Annotated in this window: 21 protein-coding genes; 9 read left to right on the plus strand and 12 right to left on the minus strand. The window is 54.5% G+C overall.

Features of this window, described 5'->3' with window-relative positions; translation table 11 throughout:
- Entirely contained in the window at positions 1 to 1,047 is a 1,047-nt protein-coding gene (locus ACR809_RS21775) for a GGDEF domain-containing protein (RefSeq protein WP_117250448.1), read from the plus strand.
- Positions 1,048 to 1,153: 106 nt separating this feature from the next.
- On the plus strand, positions 1,154 to 1,942 hold the full coding sequence (fhuF, locus tag ACR809_RS21780) for a siderophore-iron reductase FhuF (RefSeq protein WP_122051563.1): 789 nt from the start codon (positions 1,154 to 1,156) through the stop codon (positions 1,940 to 1,942).
- A gap of 49 nt (positions 1,943 to 1,991) precedes the next feature.
- On the opposite strand, the gene ACR809_RS21785 is transcribed toward fhuF, so the two are convergent.
- Positions 1,992 to 3,335 carry a PTS cellobiose transporter subunit IIC gene (locus tag ACR809_RS21785; protein ID WP_004146052.1) on the minus strand — a complete coding sequence of 448 codons (1,344 nt, stop codon included), beginning with the start codon at positions 3,333 to 3,335 and terminating at the stop codon, positions 1,992 to 1,994.
- A gap of 337 nt (positions 3,336 to 3,672) precedes the next feature.
- Between ACR809_RS21785 and ACR809_RS21790 the strand changes: the two genes are divergently transcribed.
- Positions 3,673 to 4,131 (plus strand): YbaK/EbsC family protein, encoded by a 459-nt coding sequence (locus ACR809_RS21790; RefSeq protein WP_004151383.1) that lies wholly within the window; start codon positions 3,673 to 3,675, stop codon positions 4,129 to 4,131.
- A gap of 5 nt (positions 4,132 to 4,136) precedes the next feature.
- Here the strand turns inward: ACR809_RS21790 and bglJ are convergent, their stop codons facing one another.
- The 4 genes from bglJ to pobA all read right to left on the minus strand — a co-directional run bounded on the left by bglJ (position 4,137) and on the right by pobA (position 7,842).
- A complete protein-coding gene (gene bglJ / locus ACR809_RS21795; protein ID WP_002887647.1) occupies positions 4,137 to 4,811 on the minus strand; it encodes a DNA-binding transcriptional activator BglJ in 675 nt (224 codons plus the stop codon).
- The gene (locus tag ACR809_RS21800; protein ID WP_002887645.1) at positions 4,772 to 5,494 is read right to left on the minus strand and encodes a helix-turn-helix transcriptional regulator; all 723 of its coding nucleotides are present in this window, start codon (positions 5,492 to 5,494) and stop codon (positions 4,772 to 4,774) included. Before ACR809_RS21800 ends, bglJ begins: the two co-directional genes overlap by 40 nt.
- A 265-nt stretch (positions 5,495 to 5,759) precedes the next feature.
- Positions 5,760 to 6,641 carry a helix-turn-helix domain-containing protein gene (locus tag ACR809_RS21805; RefSeq protein WP_020805204.1) on the minus strand — a complete coding sequence of 294 codons (882 nt, stop codon included), beginning with the start codon at positions 6,639 to 6,641 and terminating at the stop codon, positions 5,760 to 5,762.
- Between the two features lie 16 nt (positions 6,642 to 6,657).
- Positions 6,658 to 7,842, minus strand: a complete 1,185-nt coding sequence (pobA, locus tag ACR809_RS21810) for a 4-hydroxybenzoate 3-monooxygenase (RefSeq protein WP_122051564.1) — start codon at positions 7,840 to 7,842, stop codon at positions 6,658 to 6,660.
- 279 nt (positions 7,843 to 8,121) lie between these two features.
- Between pobA and ACR809_RS21815 the strand changes: the two genes are divergently transcribed.
- The 6 genes from ACR809_RS21815 (at position 8,122) to opgB (ending at position 13,849) form a co-directional block, all read left to right on the plus strand.
- Positions 8,122 to 8,898 carry a threonine/serine ThrE exporter family protein gene (locus ACR809_RS21815; protein ID WP_004146059.1) on the plus strand — a complete coding sequence of 259 codons (777 nt, stop codon included), beginning with the start codon at positions 8,122 to 8,124 and terminating at the stop codon, positions 8,896 to 8,898.
- Positions 8,889 to 9,362, plus strand: a complete 474-nt coding sequence (locus ACR809_RS21820; RefSeq protein ID WP_002887631.1) for a threonine/serine exporter — start codon at positions 8,889 to 8,891, stop codon at positions 9,360 to 9,362. Before ACR809_RS21815 ends, ACR809_RS21820 begins: the two co-directional genes overlap by 10 nt.
- Positions 9,363 to 9,464: 102 nt before the next feature.
- Positions 9,465 to 10,004, plus strand: coding sequence for a primosomal protein DnaT (dnaT, locus tag ACR809_RS21825; RefSeq protein ID WP_002887624.1), 540 nt, complete (start codon positions 9,465 to 9,467; stop codon positions 10,002 to 10,004).
- Positions 10,005 to 10,006: 2 nt separating this feature from the next.
- Complete coding sequence (gene dnaC / locus ACR809_RS21830; RefSeq protein ID WP_002887623.1) at positions 10,007 to 10,744, plus strand: DNA replication protein DnaC; 738 nt, start codon at positions 10,007 to 10,009, stop codon at positions 10,742 to 10,744.
- A 65-nt stretch (positions 10,745 to 10,809) separates the two neighbouring features.
- The gene (locus tag ACR809_RS21835) at positions 10,810 to 11,301 is read left to right on the plus strand and encodes a DUF2501 domain-containing protein (RefSeq protein ID WP_004177504.1); all 492 of its coding nucleotides are present in this window, start codon (positions 10,810 to 10,812) and stop codon (positions 11,299 to 11,301) included.
- Between the two features lie 256 nt (positions 11,302 to 11,557).
- On the plus strand, positions 11,558 to 13,849 hold the full coding sequence (gene opgB / locus ACR809_RS21840; protein ID WP_002887618.1) for a phosphatidylglycerol--membrane-oligosaccharide glycerophosphotransferase: 2,292 nt from the start codon (positions 11,558 to 11,560) through the stop codon (positions 13,847 to 13,849).
- Between the two features lie 54 nt (positions 13,850 to 13,903).
- Here opgB and ACR809_RS21845 read toward each other — a convergent pair whose 3' ends face one another.
- From ACR809_RS21845 to ACR809_RS21875, 7 genes are all read right to left on the minus strand, one after another.
- Positions 13,904 to 14,848, minus strand: coding sequence for an Rpn family recombination-promoting nuclease/putative transposase (locus ACR809_RS21845; RefSeq protein ID WP_072277568.1), 945 nt, complete (start codon positions 14,846 to 14,848; stop codon positions 13,904 to 13,906).
- 133 nt (positions 14,849 to 14,981) lie between these two features.
- Positions 14,982 to 15,992, minus strand: a complete 1,011-nt coding sequence (locus ACR809_RS21850) for an SIS domain-containing protein (RefSeq protein ID WP_162992560.1) — start codon at positions 15,990 to 15,992, stop codon at positions 14,982 to 14,984.
- Positions 15,993 to 16,009: 17 nt separating this feature from the next.
- Entirely contained in the window at positions 16,010 to 17,071 is a 1,062-nt protein-coding gene (locus tag ACR809_RS21855; RefSeq protein ID WP_023313925.1) for an SIS domain-containing protein, read from the minus strand.
- A 12-nt stretch (positions 17,072 to 17,083) separates the two neighbouring features.
- Positions 17,084 to 17,935: a PTS system mannose/fructose/sorbose family transporter subunit IID gene (locus ACR809_RS21860; protein ID WP_004146068.1), complete on the minus strand. Its 852-nt coding sequence runs from the start codon at positions 17,933 to 17,935 to the stop codon at positions 17,084 to 17,086.
- The gene (locus ACR809_RS21865; protein WP_002887608.1) at positions 17,913 to 18,692 is read right to left on the minus strand and encodes a PTS mannose/fructose/sorbose/N-acetylgalactosamine transporter subunit IIC; all 780 of its coding nucleotides are present in this window, start codon (positions 18,690 to 18,692) and stop codon (positions 17,913 to 17,915) included. Before ACR809_RS21865 ends, ACR809_RS21860 begins: the two co-directional genes overlap by 23 nt.
- 16 nt (positions 18,693 to 18,708) lie before the next feature.
- Complete coding sequence (locus ACR809_RS21870) at positions 18,709 to 19,179, minus strand: PTS sugar transporter subunit IIB (RefSeq protein ID WP_002887607.1); 471 nt, start codon at positions 19,177 to 19,179, stop codon at positions 18,709 to 18,711.
- Positions 19,180 to 19,193: 14 nt separating this feature from the next.
- On the minus strand, positions 19,194 to 19,616 hold the full coding sequence (locus ACR809_RS21875) for a PTS sugar transporter subunit IIA (RefSeq protein WP_004178528.1): 423 nt from the start codon (positions 19,614 to 19,616) through the stop codon (positions 19,194 to 19,196).
- Between the last annotated feature and the right edge of the window lie 44 nt (positions 19,617 to 19,660).

The following is a 19,660-nucleotide window of genomic DNA, read 5'->3' on the forward strand; positions in this document are numbered from 1 at the left end:
ATGACTGCACAAACCTGGCGAGCACACTACGCACAAAAATATCAATATTCCTTACGGCTTTTTTTACTGCTTAATTTCATTTCTTCCTCGCTGTCGCTGGTCTCCCCCCTATTTACGGTAGTTCGTTTTACGCTGCCCTGCGCCCTGATCGTCGTCTGCAGCGGGCTGCTGCTGCTCTGGCACTGGAAATGGCCGCAATCGAAAATAAATATTCCCACTATCTCGTTGTTATTTGGCATGCTATGGGCATGGCACGTAGTGACAAAAGCGATGCTATTGACACCGCCGCATTTTAACTATCTGGTGATCGCCCTATTAAGCATTCTGTTTATCGGCACCATCGCTTTTTCCAATAATATCACTGCCTTTACCCTCCACTCTTTACCAACTTTCCTTGCCTGCCTGATAATGGCGGAGGGGGAACAATGGTTGCGTATGACTTACTGCTTTATGCTGCCTATAGCCGGTATTACCCTGCAAAATATTATCCAGAAGCGCAGCGATGCCTTTACGCAGGGTTTAATGGATAAACTGATGCATGAACGCAATACGCTCAACGATCTCAGTATGCTCGATCCCCTGACCGGTTTGTATAATCGCCGCGGACTGCAGAACCGCCTCGATACCCTGCTGGCGCTGGACGGCGACAACCACTACGTGCTGCTCCTCGATATCGATCACTTCAAGGCCTATAACGATCACTATGGTCATATGATGGGTGACCAGGCGCTTATTCGCGTCTCAGCTGCCATTCGCAACGCTGTACGCTCACGCGATATTGTCGCCCGCTTTGGTGGAGAGGAGTTTATGGTGCTGCTGACCAATAGCAGCGAAGAAACGGCCTGGAAGACAGCCGAACGTATACGTCAGCGGGTCTATGACCTGAAGATCCCGCATATGTTTAATGAAAGCGTCGCCACCAACGTCACCATCAGTATTGGCCTGACGCCGCTCATTAATGACAACATTGAACAAGCGCTGGCGCGCGCCGACGGCGCACTCTATGAGGCCAAAAATAAAGGCCGCAACATTATTCTTGCCAGTTGACCTGCGCGCGCTGCGACATCGCGGCGCCGATAAAAGCCTTGCCATGCCGCCTGCAAGCAACTAATATCAGTAATCATTATCATTTAGATTTGTATCTGGAAATCGAATGGCCTGGCGTTCCCTTCCTCTCAGCGATGAACTTATCTGGCGGGCTCCTTTGCCGACGGCTGAGCATGCCCTGGCGGAGAGTATTCGGGAAAAAATCGCCACCCTGCGCCCACACCTGCTTGATTTCCTGCGACTTGACGAACCCGCCCCACGGCACGCGTTAACGCTTGCCGAATGGTCGCAACCCATCGCCTTGCACTCCCTGCTGGCCACCTGGTCCGATCATATCTATCGTCATCAGCCGACGCTGCCTCGGGAACAGAAGCCTCTGCTCTCGCTCTGGGCACAATGGTATATCGGTCTGCTGGTGCCGCCGCTGATGCTGGCGCTGCTCAATGAACCGCAAGGCCTCAGCCTGGCGCCAGAACATTTCCATGTCGGATTTCATGAAAGCGGCCGGGCGGCCTGCTTCTGGATTGATGTGCATAGCGATGCCGACATCGAGAGGCTTTCACCGCAGGCGCGAATGGATGCCCTGGTAACGCGCACCCTGCAGCCGGTTGTTGAGGCGCTGGCAGCGACGGGCGAAATCAATAGCAAACTTATCTGGAGCAATACCGGCTATCTGATTAACTGGTATCTTGGGGAAATGCGCGCGCTGCTGGGTGATGAGCGGCTTGCCGCGCTACGTCAGCACTGTTTTTTTGAAAAACAACTCGCCGATGGCCAGGATAACCCGCTGTGGCGAACGGTGATGCTGCGTGAAGGGCAGTTAGTCCGACGCACCTGCTGTCAGCGCTATCGCCTGCCGGATGTCCAACAGTGCGGCGACTGTACGCTTAAATAATTACCACTTACCTGAAAAGTAACGGGCGGCCTTTACCGCCCGTTGCTATTTATGCGGTCTGTTGACTCTCATGCTCCGCCCGCTCGGCCTCTTCCGCTTCCTGAGCAAGCAGCTGTTTCTCATATACCTTAAAGAATGGGAAGTAGATGATTGCCGACACGCAGGCCAGAACAATGACCAGAATCGCCGCCCGGAAATCCCAGCCCAGCGCCCAGGCGCCGCCAATTGGCGCTGGCGCCGTCCATGGTACGACGGAGATAACGCGGCCAATCAGATCCAGCTTCATTGCCGCCCAGGCCAGCACCGCGTTCACCATCGGCGCCAGCAGGAACGGAATAAAGAACACTGGGTTCATGACGATAGGCGTCCCAAAGATCACCGGCTCGTTGATATTGAACAGGCTTGGCACCACGCTCAAACGACCAATGGAGCGCAAATGCGCTGAACGGCTGCGCAGATAACAGAACACCAGTCCCATGGTCGCCCCGGAACCTCCGACCACGATAAAGAAGGTCCAGAACGCCTCCATAAAGATATGCGGCAGAGGCGCGCCCTGGGCCAGCGCCTGCTGGTTCATACCGAGGTTAGTCAGCCAGAACATCTGCAGCATCCCGGACACGATCGCCGCACCGTGGATCCCAGCAAACCACAGCAGGTGGCCGATCAGCACCGCCAACAGAATTGCCGGCAGAGAGTCGGCTGCCGAAACCAGCGGCTTGAAAATGGCCATAATGGCCTGCGGGATCAGCATGTCAAAATGGTGCTGGATAAACAGGCTCAGCGGATAGAGCGTCAGCACGACCACCAGCACCGGGATCAACAGATCAAACGAGTTTTTGATCATCGGCGGAACCTGGTCCGGCAAGCGGATCCCAATGTTGTGCGCTTTCAAGAAACGCATCATCTCCACGCAGTAGATCGCCACCAGGATGGCGGTAAAGATCCCGGTCCCCCCGAGGCTATCCACCGGCAGCGTGCCATTGGTCTTCGGCGCGGCAATCAGCAAAAAGGCCATGATCGACAGCATTGCGCACATAAAGGGATCGAGCTGATTGGATTTCTCGTAATGCTTACCGAGGTTATAGGAGATTGCCGCGCAGATGTAGATCGACATGATCCCCATCGTCATATCAAAGGGGGTCAGAATACGCCCCTCAAACTCTTTCGCCAGATCCAGCCAGGCGCGGGCAAAACCCCAGGTGGTATCCGGTGAGAACGGTGGATAAGCAAACACTAACAGGAACGATCCGACGATCATAAACGGCATCGCTGAGATAAATCCGTCACGGATAGCCATGACGTGGCGCTGCGACGAGATCCGCCCTGCTATGGGGCTTATGTAATTTTCTACAAAGCGAAATATCAAATTAAACGCAGCATGGTTAGCAGACATAGTAGCCCTCCTGACAGGCTATTGATACTGGCCCAACAACGATTACCCTGCCGTTACGATGACCGCTTTTTGACGCAGCAGGCCGCTGGCGGATGTGCAACCGGCTATACTGCTCATGAGGCAACGATTCATACACGGCTCTTTTGTTATAAATAAAAGGAGAAGTGACTGTTCCAGTATTCATCTCAATGCAGATAACCGCAACCGGTTACAGTAACCGGTTACGGCGATTGTGAAGGAGATCGACAAAATAGAAAGAATCTGGATTGTCCGCGCTGATATTTACACTCCGCCAGGCTTGTGACAGATTTAACCAGGCTTAAATCAGGAGAATCCAATGAGTCTGCAGTCTGTACGGCAGTTTTTTGCCGAACACGCCCCCGATATCGAAATTATTGAGTTAAATCAGAGTACCGCCACCGTCGCACTTGCCGCTGCCGCACACAACGTTGAGCCGGGGCAAATTGCCAAAACGCTGTCGCTCAAGATCAAAGATAAGATTGTACTGATCGTCGCCAGGGGCGATGCGCGCCTGGATAATAAAAAGCTGAAAGAGACCTTTGGCGCGAAAGCACGCATGCTAAGCAGCGATGAAGTGGTTACCTGGACCGGTCATCCGGTCGGCGGCGTTTGCCCGTTTGGTCTGGAAAATCCGCTGGCAGTCTACTGCGACGTCTCTCTCAGACATTATCAGGAAGTACTACCCGCAGCGGGAGCCATCCATAGCGCGGTTCGCATTGAACCAGAACGCATGGCGCAGCTCACCGATGCAACATGGGTAGATGTGTGTTTATAGCCGCATTACGCTACCTGTTTAACGGCGCTGGTCGTACTATTGAGCGGTAAATGCAACAGGATATCCGCCGCGTTTAATAAACCAATGTCTGAGCGAACTCCGAGCTTGGTCATGGCGTTAAACTTATGCGCGCGGATCGTTTTAATATTCCGGTTGAGCTGTATCGCAATATCAGAAAGCGAATATCCCCACGACATATACCGAAGGATGGCGTGCTCCGTCGGGCTTAGCGGATCGTTGCACGCCTCTCTGTCGCAAAATTGTTCGCTGCCGCTGAGATGATGATTGTCCAGTAGCTGCAGCAAACGCTCCTGTAGCCCGCGTCGCGGCGCGGATTTATTCAGTATGCCGTGCAAACAGGCCGGCATAAGATGGCCGATCAGGTGCATTTCACTTTCATTATTAGCCAGAATAATCGTTTGGACTTCCGGCCGGCACCGCGCCATTTCATGAACAAAGAGCAGACTCTCAGCTCGTGAAGAACGACTTCCCGAAAGAGAAAAAATAATGGTTGACCAGGGAAACGGTATTTCCGCCGCCCTGAGCATACTGACATTTTTAAACAGATGAATATGATAACGGCGATTATCTTCACGACTAAAGATATAGCGCCATGCCATTTCCGTCATCACGCATTTTTCTACGATGGCGACATGGCGGGTTGTACTATTTTTTTCCATTCCATTTGCTCCCCGTAAGCTGAATTGATATTCAGCTCTTGCATTCCCTGCGCGCTGTTGATCCAGGCATACATTTCAGCGTTGCTGCGTAGAGATAAGCGACGCATTGCGCTGTTTTTCTGCGCGCTGATCGTCTTATTACTCTTTTTCAACAGCGCGGCGATCTGGTTTATTCCCCACCCCTTCGCCAGAAGGCGCAGAACTTTACGCTCTGAAAGAGTGAGCATCGCCGCAGAGTGGTAGCTTGCGAAATCGCTGTCCTCATCCCCGGCAAACAGCGTACGGCTAATCTGTTCAGCCGCACGGCTACCGGCGCAAATCACCTCAATCAGCCGGTTAACCGGCTCGCTCTCGGAGATCAACGAGCTTTCAGGACGAATTAATAGCTCAACGGCCAACGGATAGAGGCTGTCGCTGACCATAAAAACCCAGTGAATATCACGGTACTGGGTCATGAGGGAGTAATAACGCTCGCAGACGGCTCGGGGGTGCGCAATCTCGCCGGAGATATCCGCGACAACCAGCACCGCCCGCCGCAGTTGTAAAAGGGTGAGCTCATCATGAGAACGACAAAAACTCAGTTCGTAATCAGGGAGGTTCTCATTGAAGATCACCTTTAACCCTGATTGCATGACGGGAATTTTACTAATAACGACGCCAAACTTACCTTGTCCTGGTAACATAACACCTCCGCTTCCTGTCGAAGTTCCTTCGCTTGCCTGCAAACGATCGGCGAGCGACTTTATCGCCATATCATTTCCTGGATGAATATTAAAATCATATTCATGGCCTGCGCACACGATATACGTAACGACCGAACCGTGGTCATACCGTGTAAAATATTATTGCCGTGTATACTTGCGATTAATATTAACACAGACGTTCCTGCGCTAATAAATTAGAAAAGATAAAAACATTATTTAGCAAAAATAATTTCAGTACTGAACATTATGAAGCATTATCTTTAATTGTTTCTCTAAATGCTTTGGGTGACATACCGCTATAGCGACGGAAAAAACGCGAAAAATAGGCTGCATCGCTAAACCCTAAATAATCAGACAGTTGTGTAATCGTCATGCGGGTGTACTGCAGATTGCGTCGCGCTTCAAGCATCAACCGCTGGTGCAATACTCCAAGAGCGCTACAGCCATAAAACTCACGACATAAATAATTTAAGTGCGTAACCGACAGTCCAATCAGCTTCGCATACTCCGCCAACGGGAGATGCTGTCGGTAGTGGCTCTCGATAAGGCGGGCGAAGTGGCGCATCATGCTGCGCTTCCGCTCCGCTTTATCTTCCGCGGGGGACGCGGGATGGCACTGTCGGTTCAGCCAGACCAACAGCGTCCCCAGCAGCGAATAGAGCATCATTTCTCGCGCATCGTGCTCTTCGCAGTACTCCTCGCGAAGCGCTGAAAACAGCGTATGCATGCGCCCGCGAGAACGGCCCACCGGCACACACTGCGGCACGCTAAGCACATCCAGAGGGCGACCGAACTGATTTTCAAACCGGCTCAGCAGCGGCAGCGCCAGAGAGAGCACAAACCCTTGCGTCCCGGGTGAAAAATTAAACCCGTGAATACAGAGGGCGGGAACCACCTGGATGCAGGACTCCGTCATCACCGCGGTGGCGCCTTCAATTTCGATCTCCGCCCGCCCCTGATGCAGATAGAGAAGCTGGACCATTTCCGCATGCTGATGGACGCGAATATGCCACTGATACAGGCTGCTGCGCTGTAAAATCGACTCACAGTGCAGCAGGTCCGGCGTCGGCCAGCCGCACTCTTCGCCATACAGCTTAAATACGGGCACGTTTTGAACGAACGGCATGATGACTCCTCTTAATTCAGGCGACACGCTCCATGGGCAAGCCCACGTAGTTTTCCGCGATGGTGGTCAGCCCGGCGCGCGAGCCCAGATAGTAGCGGCGGTCGGCGGCCTGCATTTTAGCGTCGAACGCGTTCTGATCCGGAAAATCATGCAGCAGGCGGGTCATAAACCAGCTAAAGCGTTCCCCTTTCCAGACCCGATCCAGCGCCAGTTGCGAGTAGGCCGCCAGCAGATCGCTGCGGCCACGATGGTAGTATTCGCGCAGAATCCGCCACAGATAGTTCACGTCCGATGCCGCCAGATTTAATCCTTTCGCCCCGGTTGGCGGAACGATATGCGCCGCATCCCCCACCAGGAACAACCGCCCATATTGCATCGGCTCCACGACGAAGCTACGCAGGGGGGCAATGCTCTTCTCAAGTGAGTGACCAGTCACTAACCTGGATGCCAGCTCCTCCGGCAAGCGGCTTTTCAGCTCCTGCCAGAAGCGCTCGTCCGACCATGCTTCAACCTTATCGCTCAGCGGAACCTGCAGATAATAGCGGCTGCGAGTCAGTGAGCGTTGACTGCACAATACAAACCCCCGCTGATGGTGCGCATAAATAAGCTCCGGATTGACCGGCGGCGTATCCGCCAGCAGGCCTAGCCAGCCAAACGGCCACACGCTCTCGTAGGTCTGCAAAATGCCAGCTGGAATACTTTGCCGCGATACGCCGAGGAAACCGTCGCAACCGGCAATAAAATCGCACTCCAGACGGCAGGTTTCCCCTTCGCTGAGGTAGGTGATCGTCGGCCGGTCGCTTTTGGCGTCATGGATAGCCACCTCGCTCACGCCATAGACGATCGGCGCGCCGCTGGCGGCCCGGGCAGCCATCAGATCGCGGGTGACTTCGGTCTGGCCATAAACCATTACGCTCTTACCGTCGGTTAGCTCGCTCAGTGCGACGGGCACCCGCTGGCCGTCAAACAGAAACTCCACCCCATGATGCACCAGGCCTTCGGCATCCATCCGCTGCGCCACGCCCGCTTCGCGCAGCAGATCAACGGTACCGCTTTCCAGAATTCCCGCGCGGATGCGCCCCAGCACATACTGCGGCGTTTGACGCTCAAGGATCACGGTATGGATCCCGGCGTTGTGCAGCAACTGCCCCAGCAGCAGCCCGGAGGGGCCCGCGCCAATAATCGCGACCTGTGTCTTCATAGGGATGTCTCACTCTTGCAGGGTTAATTATTTGTATAATTTTTGTTTAATAAAAGTGCTTTTCTGCATTTTTGATAAGTCAGTGGGGAAAAAGAAGGGATGAATGGCGACAAAAATTGCACTTTTCACCAAACTGGCAAAAGTGTGGGATGCTTCAAATTCTGCCGCCCCGCAGACCGGGAATTTTTGCACATTATTTGATCCCACCCCCCTCAGCCGCCACTGCGCTTCAGGTTAAAGTATCGGCAGATACCAGGCGTCGTGGACAATAGAGGAAGTATGCAGGTTGATCGGACACAGCAGCGGGCAATCACACGTTTATGCATCCAGTGTGGTCTTTTTCTGTTACAGCACGGCGCCGAGAGTGCGCTGGTGGAGGAACTGTCAACACGTCTCGGGCTGGCGTTGGGGATGGACAGCGTTGAAAGCGCCATCTCTTCGAATGCCATCGTCCTGACCACCATTAAAAATGGCGAATGTCTTACCTCTACGCGCAAAAATGTCGATCGCGGCATTAATATGCATGTGGTGACGGAAGTGCAGCACATTGTGATCCTCGCCGAGCATAAGCTGCTGGACTATCGCGACGTCGAGAAGCGTTTTGCGCAGATCGTTCCCCTGCGCTATCCGCGCTGGCTGCTGGTGCTGATGGTGGGTCTTTCCTGCGCCTGTTTCTGCAAACTGAATAACGGCGGTTGGGATGGAGCGCTGGTCAGCTTCTGCGCCAGCACGGTAGCCATGTACATTCGCCAGGTGCTGACCCATCGCTCCATGCATCCGCAGATCAACTTCTGCATCACCGCCTTTGTCGCCACCACCATCTCCGGGCTGCTGCTGCGCCTCCCAGCGTTTGCCAGCACGCCGACCATTGCCATGGCCGCCAGCGTTCTGCTGCTGGTCCCGGGTTTTCCATTAATCAATGCCGTCGCCGATATGTTTAAAGGGCATATCAATACCGGACTCGCCCGCTGGGCGATCGCCAGCCTGCTAACCCTCGCCACCTGCATTGGCGTGGTGATGGCCATGACCGTATGGGGGCTGCGCGGATGGGCATAATCTCATTTATTTTTGCGCTGGCGGAAGACATGCTGCTGGCGGCGATCCCCGCCGTCGGGTTTGCGATGGTCTTTAATGTCCCTCAGCGCGCTCTGCGCTGGTGCGCGCTGCTGGGGGCGATTGGCCATGGCTCGCGTATGATCATGATGAGCGCCGGTTTTAACATTGAATGGGCCACCTTTCTCGCCGCTCTGCTGGTGGGCAGCATTGGCATTCAATGGTCGCGCTGGTATCTGGCGCATCCGAAGATTTTTACCGTCGCCGCCGTGATCCCGATGTTTCCTGGCATCTCAGCCTACACGGCGATGATTTCCGCGGTAAAAATCAGTCATTTTGGCTATTCGGAAGAGATGATGATTTTGCTGCTGAGCAATTTTTTAAAGGCCTCTTCGATTGTGGGCGCCCTTTCGATTGGCCTGTCGATACCCGGCCTGTGGCTGTATCGTAAGCGTCCTCGCGTCTAACCCCGACGTCGCGGTTAATCCGCGACGCTCCTTCCGCGATGGCCTCTGTGCTACTATGTACAGATCACCCCACTCTTTGCAGTTCAGAGTTGAGATAGAGTTATGTCTTCGCGAATTTTAACCTCCCATTTTAGCGGCCTGGAAGAGTTCCTCCAGCAGCACGCGGCGCTGCTGGCAAAATCGACTGACGGCACCGTTGCCGTTTTTGCCAATAACGCGCCGGCATTCTATGCGCTGACGCCAGCGCGGCTGGCGCAACTGCTGGAGCTGGAAGCCAGGCTGGCGCGCCCCGGCAGCGACATCGCGCTTGACCCGCAGTTTTTCGAGGAGCCCGCCGCGGCGCCGGTTGCGGTGCCGATGGGCAAATTTGCTATGTACGCCGGATGGCAGCCTGACGCCGATTTTCAGCGCCTGGCCGCGCTGTGGGGCATTGCCCTGAGCCAGCCGGTTACCCCTGAAGAGCTGGCCGCTTTCGTCGCTTACTGGCAGGCGGAAGGTAAAGTCTTTCACCACGTGCAGTGGCAGCAGAAGCTGGCGCGTAGCGTGCAAATCAGCCGCGCCAGCAACGGCGGACAGCCGAAGCGCGATGTGAACAGCGTTAGCGAACCCGACAGCCATATTCCGCGAGGTTTCCGAGGATGAGCATGAAAAACGTTGGCGACCTGATGAAACGCCTGCAGAAAATGATGCCGGCACATATTGAACCGGCGTTTAAAACCGGCGAAGAGCTGCTGGCCTGGCAAAAAGAGCAAGGCCGGCTGCGTTCCGAAGCGCTGGAGCGAGAGAATCGCGCGATGAAAATGCAGCGCACCTTCAACCGCTCGGGGATCCGCCCGCTGCATCAGAACTGCTCCTTTGATAACTATCGCGTCGAGTGCGAGGGGCAGATGAATGCGCTCGCCCGGGCGCGCCAGTACGTGGAAGAGTTCGATGGCAATATCGCCAGCTTTATCTTCTCCGGTAAACCGGGCACTGGCAAAAACCACCTGGCGGCAGCCATTTGCAACGAGCTGCTGCTGCGCGGGAAGTCGGTCTTAATCATCACCGTGGCCGATATTATGTCGGCGATGAAAGATACCTTCGGCAACCGGGAAACGAGCGAAGAACAGTTGCTTAACGACCTCAGCATGGTCGACCTGCTGGTGATCGATGAAATTGGTATGCAGACGGAGTCTCGCTATGAAAAGGTCATTATCAATCAGATAGTTGACCGGCGCTCATCCTCCAAACGACCTACCGGGATGCTCACCAACAGCAATATGGAAGAGATGAACAAACTGCTCGGCGAGCGGGTGATGGACCGTATGCGGCTCGGCAACAGCCTGTGGGTTATCTTCAATTGGGAAAGTTACCGGCACCGCGTTACAGGCAAGGAGTATTAAGAGATTTCCGGGCGACGACGGCGTTATACTAAAGCGATTATTCAGTCACGCTTATGAGTCCGTCTATGAAATCGTTTAAAAATAGCGTTGTTGCCGCGCTTGCCGTTAGCGCGTTTACCCTCTCTGGCGCCCACGCCGCCTCCTGGCAGGATTCCCTTAACAGCGCTGCCAGCCAGCTCAGCGGCAGTAACGCCCAGGCCAGCGGCGGCATGTCCGTCTCCTCGCTAACCAGCCTGCTCAACGGCAGCAGCCAATCCCTGACCGCCAGCAGCATGAATAATGCGGCCGGGATCCTGTCATATTGCGCGAAACAGAAGCTGGCCTCCGTGACCAGCGCCGATAACGTCAAAAATCAGGTGCTGGATAAACTGGGGCTTAGCACGCCGGAAAAACAAAAACAGGACACCAGCTATCTGGATGGCCTGCAGGGGCTGCTCAACAGCAAAAACGGCCAGCAGTTGGACCTGAATACGCTCGGCAATAGCTCGCTGGCGAAACAGGTAAAAACCAAAGCCTGCGATCTGGTCTTAAAACAGGGTGTTAATTTCCTCTCCTGATCCTGACTGACAAGGCCGCATTTGTTGCCTTCGCGGCGCCGCCGCGGCCTGAAACGCTTTTTTTGCAGTTTTCCTGTTCCGTTTTCCCATTTCGCCCGATGCGATGCCGATCAAAAAAGGCAACTTCTAAACCAATTCTGAATAACTGCACACTTTCATGACGCTAGAATTGCAGCAAGATGGCGCTGCAATTACAGTGGGGCTTGAAAAGTAATCTGTTCTGCCAGCCGATAACTGGCATTAATGAGGATGAGCTGTGTCAGAGTTGTTATCCATCGCCTTATTTTTAGCTTCGGTGGTGCTGTATGCCTGGAAAGCGGGTCGTAACACCTGGTGGTTTGCCGCCACGCTCACGGTGTTAGGCCTGTTCGTGGTGCTGAATATCACCCTCTACGCCAGTGACTACTTCACCGGCGACGGCATCAACGACGCGGTACTCTACACTCTGACCAACAGCCTGACCGGCGCCGGGATCGGCAAATATATACTGCCGGGGGTCGGCGTGGCCGTCGCACTGGTCGCCGTCTTTGGCGCCCTCGGCTGGGTGCTGCGCCGCCGTCGGCATCATCCTCATCACGTCGGTTACAGCCTGGCGGCGCTACTGCTGGCGCTGGCCTCCGTTGATGCCAGCCCGGCCTTCCATCAGATCAGCGAGCTGGTGAAATCCCAGTCACGCGAGGGCGATCCAGACTTTGCCGCGTACTATAAAGAGCCGTCGAAGCAAATCGACAATCCGCAGCTGAACCTGGTCTATATCTATGGCGAAAGTCTCGAGCGCACCTATTTTGATAACGACGCCTTCCCCAACCTCACCCCTGAGCTTGGCAGAATTAAAGATGAGGCCATTGATTTCAGCAATACCATGCAGCTGCCGGGGACCGATTACACTATCGCCGGCATGGTCGCCTCACAGTGCGGCATTCCGCTGTTCGCGCCGTTCGAAGGTAATGCCTCAGCCTCAGTCTCCAGCTTCTTTCCACAGAATATTTGCCTTGGCGATATTCTGAAGAACTCCGGTTACGAGAATTACTTTGTGCAGGGGGCTAACCTGCGCTTTGCCGGCAAAGACGTGTTTCTTAAATCCCACGGCTTCGATCACCTGTACGGGGCGGAAGAGCTAAAAACTACGGTGGCGGATCCTACCTACCGCAACGACTGGGGCTTCTATGACGACACTGTGCTCGACGAGACCTGGAAAAAATTCGAAGAGCTGTCGCAGTCCGGGAAACGCTTCTCGCTCTTCGCCCTGACGGTGGATACCCACCATCCCGACGGTTTTATCTCACGCACCTGCGAGCGTAAACGCTATGATGTGGACGGCAAGAAAAACCTCTCTTTCAGCGCCGTTAGCTGCAGTCAGGAACATATCGCCGCGCTGATAGAAAAGATTAAAGCCTCACCCTATTTCAAAAACACGGTCATCGTGGTCTCTTCCGATCACCTGGCCATGAAGAACAGCGCCTGGGATTATCTCAACAAGCACGATCGCAGCAATCTGTTCTTCGTCCTGCGCGGCGATAAACCGCAGCAGGAGACCCTGGCGGTGAAACGCAACACCATGGATAACGGCGCGACGGTGCTGGATATTCTCGGCGGCGATAACTATATCGGCCTCGGGCGTAGCAGCCTCTCCGGCCAGTCGCTCTCCGGTATTTTCATGAATATGAAAGAGAAAGTACTGGCATGGAAGCCTGACGTGATCCGCCTGTGGAATTTCCCCAAAGAAATGAAGAATTTCACCATCGACTCGCAGAAAAATATGATCGCTTTCTCCGGCAGCCATTTCCGTCTGCCGCTGCTGCTGCGGGTATCTGACCAGCGCGTAGAACCGCTGCCGGAGAGTGAATACTCTGCGCCGCTGCGCTTCCAGCTGGCCGATTTCGCGCCACGGGATAATTTCGTGTGGGTCGATCGCTGTTATAAAATGGGCCAGCTGTGGTCGCCTGAGCTGGCGCTCTCCACCGACTGGTGCGTCTCGCAGGGACAGCTGGGGGGTGAGCAGAAGGTCCAGCACGTTGATAAGCCGCAGTGGCACGGCAAGACCGCCTTCAGGGACACCCTTATCGATATGGAGCGCTATAAGGGCAACGTCGATACGCTGAAAATTGTCGACAACGATATTCGCTATAAGGCCGACAGCTTCGTGTTTAACGTCGCTGGCGCCCCGGAAGAGGTTAAACAGTTCAGCGGTATTTCGCGTCCCGAGTCGTGGGGGCGGTGGTCCAATGCTCAGTTGGGCAGCGACGTGAAGATTGAATATAAAGAGCCGCTGCCGGAGAAATTTGATCTGGTGATTACCGCCAAAGCTTATGGCCCAAACGCCAATAAGCCGATTCCGGTGCGAGTTGGAGAAAGTGAGCAAGTGCTCACTCTGGATAATGACGTGACTACCACGACGCTGCATTTTGACAACCCAACGCGCAGCAACACGCTGATCATCACCCCGCCGGACCCGCAAACCACTAACGAGGGCAATATCCTCGGCCACTCCCCGCGTCAGTTGGGGATCGGCATGGTGGAGATCAAAGTGGTGAAAAGCGAAGGCTAACGCAATCCTGCCCGGCGAATTTTCGCGCCGGGCAGCGGTTGTCGTGGCAGGACGTTAACCACACAGCGGCTGTAGTTCATCAGCCGACAGTCCGGTGATCTTCTGTACCATCTCTTTGTCGAGGCCATTCTGTAACATACTGCCGGCAATGCGCAGCGCCTCGCGTCGGCTGCCTTCCTGCAAGCCCTCCAGGTGCCCTTCTTCCCGGCCTTCCAGTCGGCCTTGTTGCCGACCTTCCTGCTTAAGCTTTTGCGCGATAGACATCAATGTCTCCTCATACTGTGGCAGACGGCGGGCCAGCCGGCGGAGAAACACGCCCGGCTCGGCCGTATTACCGTACTGCAGCATATAGTGAAACAGCATTCTCAACTGCCGACGGTTAGTGTATCCCAGCATCACAACGGCCGCCAACGACTCCGTTATGCCGCTGAGATCGCGCTGGCGAATATGTTTTTGCATCAGCTCCAGCAAGGCGACTCGCCGATGTTGCACGATGTCATCGTCCGGCATCACCGTCACGTCGATCAATGGAAACGGACAGCCATACAGCGTCTTCGCCAGCTGCGGGTCGGCAAATTCATCCAGCCAGTTGAGGGAAAAAGGATACGGACTGGTTGCACCGTGATAAAAAAGCATCGGCACCACCAGCGGCAGCGTTTTGTACCCGGCATCCAGGTGGCGCTGCATTGCGGCAATCGCATAGCGCATCAGGCGAAAGGCCATATGGCTATCCGATGAGCTCTGGTGCTCTATCACCACGTAAACATACCCCGTGCCGCAGGTGGTCTGCACCGACCAGAGGACATCTGAATACCAGGCGCGCAGATCCTCATCGATAAAGCTCGCCGATTGCAGCCTCAGGGTAGAGAAATCGCACCGCTGACGGATCGCTTCGGGAAGGTAGAGGGTGAGGAAATCAGTCGCTGTCTCCGGGTGACGAAGAAATCGCTTAAAGACCGCATCGTGCGGCGTCGAGGTCATCCGTTTTTTCATGGCCATCCGCTTGCCTGAAAGAGAAGGTAAGCCGGACTCTATCACCGGTTTTTACCCGGTTGGGTTTGACGACAATTTTCTGGGAAGCGCCTCGGAGAATAGCATGGCGGCCAGCCCGGCTGGCCGCCATCAACACGGCTTAGTAATCAAACTGCCGGTAGTAACGGCGGATATTGAGGTCGTGGCCGGTATGGTGTTCAAAGTGGGCCGCCAGCCGGTCCACCAGCAGGGTGGACACCACGCACGGCGCCATAATCCAGCGGAACGCGTCATCAATGCCGTTCAGCGGATAGTCGCGCGGGTCGATAACCACCAGATGGTCAGTTATTTTTTCGGCAAAACGCTCGACGCGTTCGTCCAGCGCCCGGCATCTCCCCTCGCCTTTCACCAGAAACAGCGGAACCTCTTTTTCCAGCAGCTCCAGGGTGCCGTGGAAAAATTCAGCGGAGCTCACCGACTTCGTCCGCTTCCACTGCATCTCTTCGAGAATACACATTGAGAACAGATAGACCTCACCCCACATTTCCGCGCCACCAATCCACATCATATAGTCGCAGTCATGGTATTGCGCGGCAATGCTATCCGCTCGGGGATCGAACTGGCGTTTCGCCTGCAGGAGATTTTCCGGCAGTAACTCGAGCTGGCTGGCAAATCGCGCATAATCAGCAAACTCGCCGTGACGAAAAATGACGCGGAAGAATAAACAGTACAGCAGCATATATTCATATTCCACGCCATTTTTGTGGCACATTGGAATATGCCAGCTGGCGGCGGCAGCCAATGGCGAGTCGGCGTGACGAGTAATAGCCACCACGCGGATCCCCTGTGCCTTGCACCATTCGGCAATGGCGACCGACTCTTTGGTATCGCCGGATTTAGATAACGTAACGACAACCGCATCTTTATTTAATTTTTTATGTCCGCGATGGATTAACTCCGCGGCCTGTTCAAGATATACCGGCACGCTGGTTAATTCTTTGGCAAATTCATTAATTGCCATCATCGGCGCCAGGGAACCACCTACCGAAGCAAAAAATAATGCGCTACAGCCGCTGTCATAAATATCGTCGGCTACGGTTTCAGCCTGTTTACGCGCAGCGATGATCTCGCGAGCACTGGTCAGGTACTCGTCCTGATTAAAACCCAACATAGTTTTCTCCTGAATATTCAGATTTTACTTTTTAAGACGCGGTCAAAATCGTCGAAAATACGTTTAGCCAGATCGATGCCTTTCAGTCCTGCGGTATGCCAGGCGAGCATCTGCACTGGGACAATCAGCAGCAGAGGCGCCAGGTGATGCTCGCACGGACAGTTTAGCGCCAGCGTTTGAGCATCCTCATCGTCACCCAGCGTCAGGGTAAAGGCCCGGCCAATGGACGGCGCCAGATAGTCGCGCAGCGCCCGGGTTCGCGCGTCCGGCGTATCTTCAATAAACAGCATCACATGGCGGGCATTGGCTTCCAGATAGGGGCCATGCATATAGGCTTCCAGCTCAAAGCCGCTGGAAGGCACGCGCACCGTCTCGGTAAATTTGGTTTCGAACTCCTTCGCCACGCCAACCAGCGCGCCGTAGCCGGTGGCGACAAAGCGCTCGCCGCTGCGCAGCGTTTCGCTATGGCGGTCAATAAAGCGCGAGGTACGGACGATAACCTCCGGGATCGCCGCTACCAGCCGCTGCAATTCAGCGAGATAGTGCTGCTCCTCAACCTCGCTGGCTTTCTCCTGCTTACGAGCAATGATCAGCGCTATCAGCAACAGGTTGAGCACCGTCGCGCTAAAGCCGCGGGTCACAAACCCTACGCTCTCGATCCCGGTATTAATATCCAGAACGCCATCGCTGGCGCATCCTATCGGGCTTTGCGGATCTGAGGTCAGGGCGAAAACCGACTTGCCGGAAGCCTGTACCTTACGCATCGCCTCCAGCGTCGACGCGCTTTTTCCACTCTGTGAAATCGCCACCACCAGATCGGCATGCGGGTCGATCGCGTCGTAATGGGTGAAGTTGTACGGCTCTTTAATGTCAAGCAGCACACCGAAGCGTTGCTCAAAGAAATAGCGCGCGCACAGCGCGGCATTCAGCGACGATCCGGTCGCGAGCAATAATATCCGCCGTACCGGGTGCTGGCGGACGAAGGTTTCAATCGGCGCCAGCTTTTGCCGGTAGTCGCGCAGGATCTGCGCCAGGCAGGCCGGCTCTTCACTGATATATGTCATCATTGTTGGTCGCATAGCTCACTCCCGTTAAAACAATCCGATCCACGAACCCAGAATGCCCACCAGCGCCATGCCGCCAATAATTGAGAGCGGTTTAACTTTCCGTCCCAGTAGCCAGTAGACGATGCCAAAACTCACCAACGGCAGCATGCAGGGCAGAATGTCGTTGATAATGTCCTGTACCTGGGTTTTGGCCTCCCCGGCGCCGAAGGAGAGAGGAATGGTGATATCGATCATTGAAGCGGTCATCGCCCCGACTACCATCAGACCGATAATCGACGCCCCGTAGGTCAGGCTCTCCATCATTCCGCTCTTCTGGATCCGCTGCAGGACCCCGGTGCCCAGTACGTAGCCCCAGCGGGTAAAACACCAGCGCACCAGAATGTGCGGCACGTTAAACACCAGCAGAAACAGGATCGGCCCGAGGATGTTGCCCTTCAGCGCCAGGCTGGTGCCGATCCCGGTGGCGATGAGGCGCAGCGTCCCCCAGAAGAAAGAGTCACCCAGCCCGGCTAACGGTCCCATCAGTGAGGCTTTGACGTTATCAATCGCAGTGGCATCCATGTTTTTCTGCTGACTGTTTTTCTCTTCCATCGCCGTGGTGATCCCCAGCAGCAGGGTGACGATATGCGGCGTGGTATTGAAAAAAACCAGATGCCGCTTCAGCGCTGCGGCCAGCTCCTCTCTGCGCGGATAGAGCTTCTTCAGCACCGGGATCAACGCGTAAACAAAGGCGAGATTCATCTGCCGCTCATAGTTCCACGAGAACTCCATCTGGAAAGAGCGCCAGAACACCCGGCGTAAATCGCGCGGCGTAATCCGGGTTTCTTCCTGCGCCTGCGGCTGCAGGGTCTCTTCAGAAATCATCTTCGTCGTCATCGCTGACTCCTTGTTCTGTCGTGATACGAGGTGAATTCAATGCGGTGACGTTAACCATGACCACCGCCACGATGGCGCCGAGAATGGCGATACCGGTCACCGGGATTTTCAAATAGGCCATCAGCACAAAACCGAGGAAAAAATACGGCGCCACTTTCTTGTTAATCAGCAGCCTGGCGAGCATCGCGAAGCCGAGGGCCGGGATGATGCCGGTGGCGACGCTGAGCCCATGTTTGATAAATTCCGGGATCGTATCGAGCAGGGATTTCACCGCGTTGCTGCCCACCAGGAATGAGACGGTGACCACCGCGGCAAGCATCAGCGACAGGCCGAATCCGGCAATCAAATGCATCCGCTCAATGCCGCGGAGATCCGCCCGTTCCGCATACCCGTCCGCCTTCTGGCTAAGCATTGGAATGAACATCCCCAGATAGATGTTTTTCAGGATCAAAGTCAGCGTGGCGATAGGCAGGCCAAGCAGCAACGCCGTTTCTGTGCCTGCGCCAGAGGTAATGGCGAACGCCACGCCGAGAATACCGCCGGTCACGACGTCGGGCGGGATCGAGGCGCCAACGGAGAAAGAGCCGATAAACGCCAGCTCCAGCGTCGCGCCCATAATGACGCCGGTCTGTACATCCCCCAGCACCAGCCCGGTCAGCAGCCCGGTGACGATAGGCCGTGAAATTAGCGACGTCCCTAAGGCATATTCCGATTGCGCGATAAACGCCACCAGACCCAGTAAGAGAGCCTCTACCATAATCTGTCCTCCGGAATTACACGCATTCCGCAAAAAGCTGTTTGCGATCGTTCGGGACCTGGCGAATCTCCACTTCGACGCCCTTGCCCACCAGTTGTTGTAGCTGTTCTATTTCTGTCGGCAGTAAATTAATCGCCTTAGAGATATTTTTACTGCCCTCTTTAGCCTTTATTCCGCCAAGATTTATGCTTTTTATTTCGTCGATGGCGCTGGCAATACGCCAGGCGTCATTAACCGACTCCACAACAATAAATAAATTATATTTATCGGTAACCCCGCTTTTTATTGCCTCAATAGAATCATTTATATTTTTAATCACCAGCTTCACCGAGGGCGGTTTGGCAAGCTTAATGGTGGTTTTCCGCAGCTCATCGCCAGGGACGCTATCGTTGGCGATTAAAATACAATCGGCGCCGACATATTGGGTCCAGGAAAAGGCCACCTGGCCGTGAAGTAATCGATGGTCTACCCTTAATAATGTAATCATCATGCTTCCTCATTTCAGAAGTCTTTATCCATAGTCATCGCGCTGGCAATCGTTTGATTGCAGTACTGAATGCTCTCTTTGGCGTTTGTTAATGCCTCGGTAATTAATTTTTCGGTATTGTCTTCCGCTGCGGAAATCAGCAAGTCAATAATTAACGGCAGATTTAAACCGGATAATAAATGGAAATGTGGGCGAGATAAAAAACGAACAAACTCGTTATTCACGCTACCGGCAAAAATATCCGTAATTACGATCAGCTCATCCTGCGCCGGGAAACGCGCCATTAGCGCTTCCACCTGCTGCGTCAGATCGGCCTCTTCTTCCACGTAGGCACACAAGGTATGTATATCGGGTTGTTTACCGAGGATCAGTTCCACGGAGTTCAACAAACCGTTAGCAAAGCTGCCATGGCTGGCAAAAATATAGTGTCGTTTCATCCTTACCTCGAAAGCGCATTCCACTGCTTTCTTAATTGCAACCG

This window comes from Klebsiella sp. CD33 (assembly GCF_051992865.1).
Lineage (GTDB): Bacteria > Pseudomonadota > Gammaproteobacteria > Enterobacterales > Enterobacteriaceae > Klebsiella > Klebsiella pneumoniae.

Coding starts and splice junctions, on each gene's coding strand:
- ACR809_RS21785 (WP_004146052.1), bottom strand. CDS start 3,335: ATGTCTGCTAACCATGCTGCGTTTAATTTGATATTTCGCTTTGTAGAA.
- ACR809_RS21815 (WP_004146059.1), top strand. CDS start 8,122: ATGCAGGTTGATCGGACACAGCAGCGGGCAATCACACGTTTATGCATC.
- ACR809_RS21845 (WP_072277568.1), bottom strand. CDS start 14,848: ATGGCCATGAAAAAACGGATGACCTCGACGCCGCACGATGCGGTCTTT.
- dnaC (WP_002887623.1), top strand. CDS start 10,007: ATGAAAAACGTTGGCGACCTGATGAAACGCCTGCAGAAAATGATGCCG.
- ACR809_RS21870 (WP_002887607.1), bottom strand. CDS start 19,179: ATGATTACATTATTAAGGGTAGACCATCGATTACTTCACGGCCAGGTG.
- ACR809_RS21855 (WP_023313925.1), bottom strand. CDS start 17,071: ATGCGACCAACAATGATGACATATATCAGTGAAGAGCCGGCCTGCCTG.
- ACR809_RS21800 (WP_002887645.1), bottom strand. CDS start 5,494: ATGTTACCAGGACAAGGTAAGTTTGGCGTCGTTATTAGTAAAATTCCC.
- ACR809_RS21850 (WP_162992560.1), bottom strand. CDS start 15,992: ATGTTGGGTTTTAATCAGGACGAGTACCTGACCAGTGCTCGCGAGATC.
- fhuF (WP_122051563.1), top strand. CDS start 1,154: ATGGCCTGGCGTTCCCTTCCTCTCAGCGATGAACTTATCTGGCGGGCT.
- ACR809_RS21790 (WP_004151383.1), top strand. CDS start 3,673: ATGAGTCTGCAGTCTGTACGGCAGTTTTTTGCCGAACACGCCCCCGAT.
- ACR809_RS21865 (WP_002887608.1), bottom strand. CDS start 18,692: ATGGTAGAGGCTCTCTTACTGGGTCTGGTGGCGTTTATCGCGCAATCG.
- ACR809_RS21820 (WP_002887631.1), top strand. CDS start 8,889: ATGGGCATAATCTCATTTATTTTTGCGCTGGCGGAAGACATGCTGCTG.
- ACR809_RS21875 (WP_004178528.1), bottom strand. CDS start 19,616: ATGAAACGACACTATATTTTTGCCAGCCATGGCAGCTTTGCTAACGGT.
- dnaT (WP_002887624.1), top strand. CDS start 9,465: ATGTCTTCGCGAATTTTAACCTCCCATTTTAGCGGCCTGGAAGAGTTC.
- ACR809_RS21835 (WP_004177504.1), top strand. CDS start 10,810: ATGAAATCGTTTAAAAATAGCGTTGTTGCCGCGCTTGCCGTTAGCGCG.
- ACR809_RS21860 (WP_004146068.1), bottom strand. CDS start 17,935: ATGACGACGAAGATGATTTCTGAAGAGACCCTGCAGCCGCAGGCGCAG.
- pobA (WP_122051564.1), bottom strand. CDS start 7,842: ATGAAGACACAGGTCGCGATTATTGGCGCGGGCCCCTCCGGGCTGCTG.
- ACR809_RS21775 (WP_117250448.1), top strand. CDS start 1: ATGACTGCACAAACCTGGCGAGCACACTACGCACAAAAATATCAATAT.
- bglJ (WP_002887647.1), bottom strand. CDS start 4,811: ATGGAAAAAAATAGTACAACCCGCCATGTCGCCATCGTAGAAAAATGC.
- ACR809_RS21805 (WP_020805204.1), bottom strand. CDS start 6,641: ATGCCGTTCGTTCAAAACGTGCCCGTATTTAAGCTGTATGGCGAAGAG.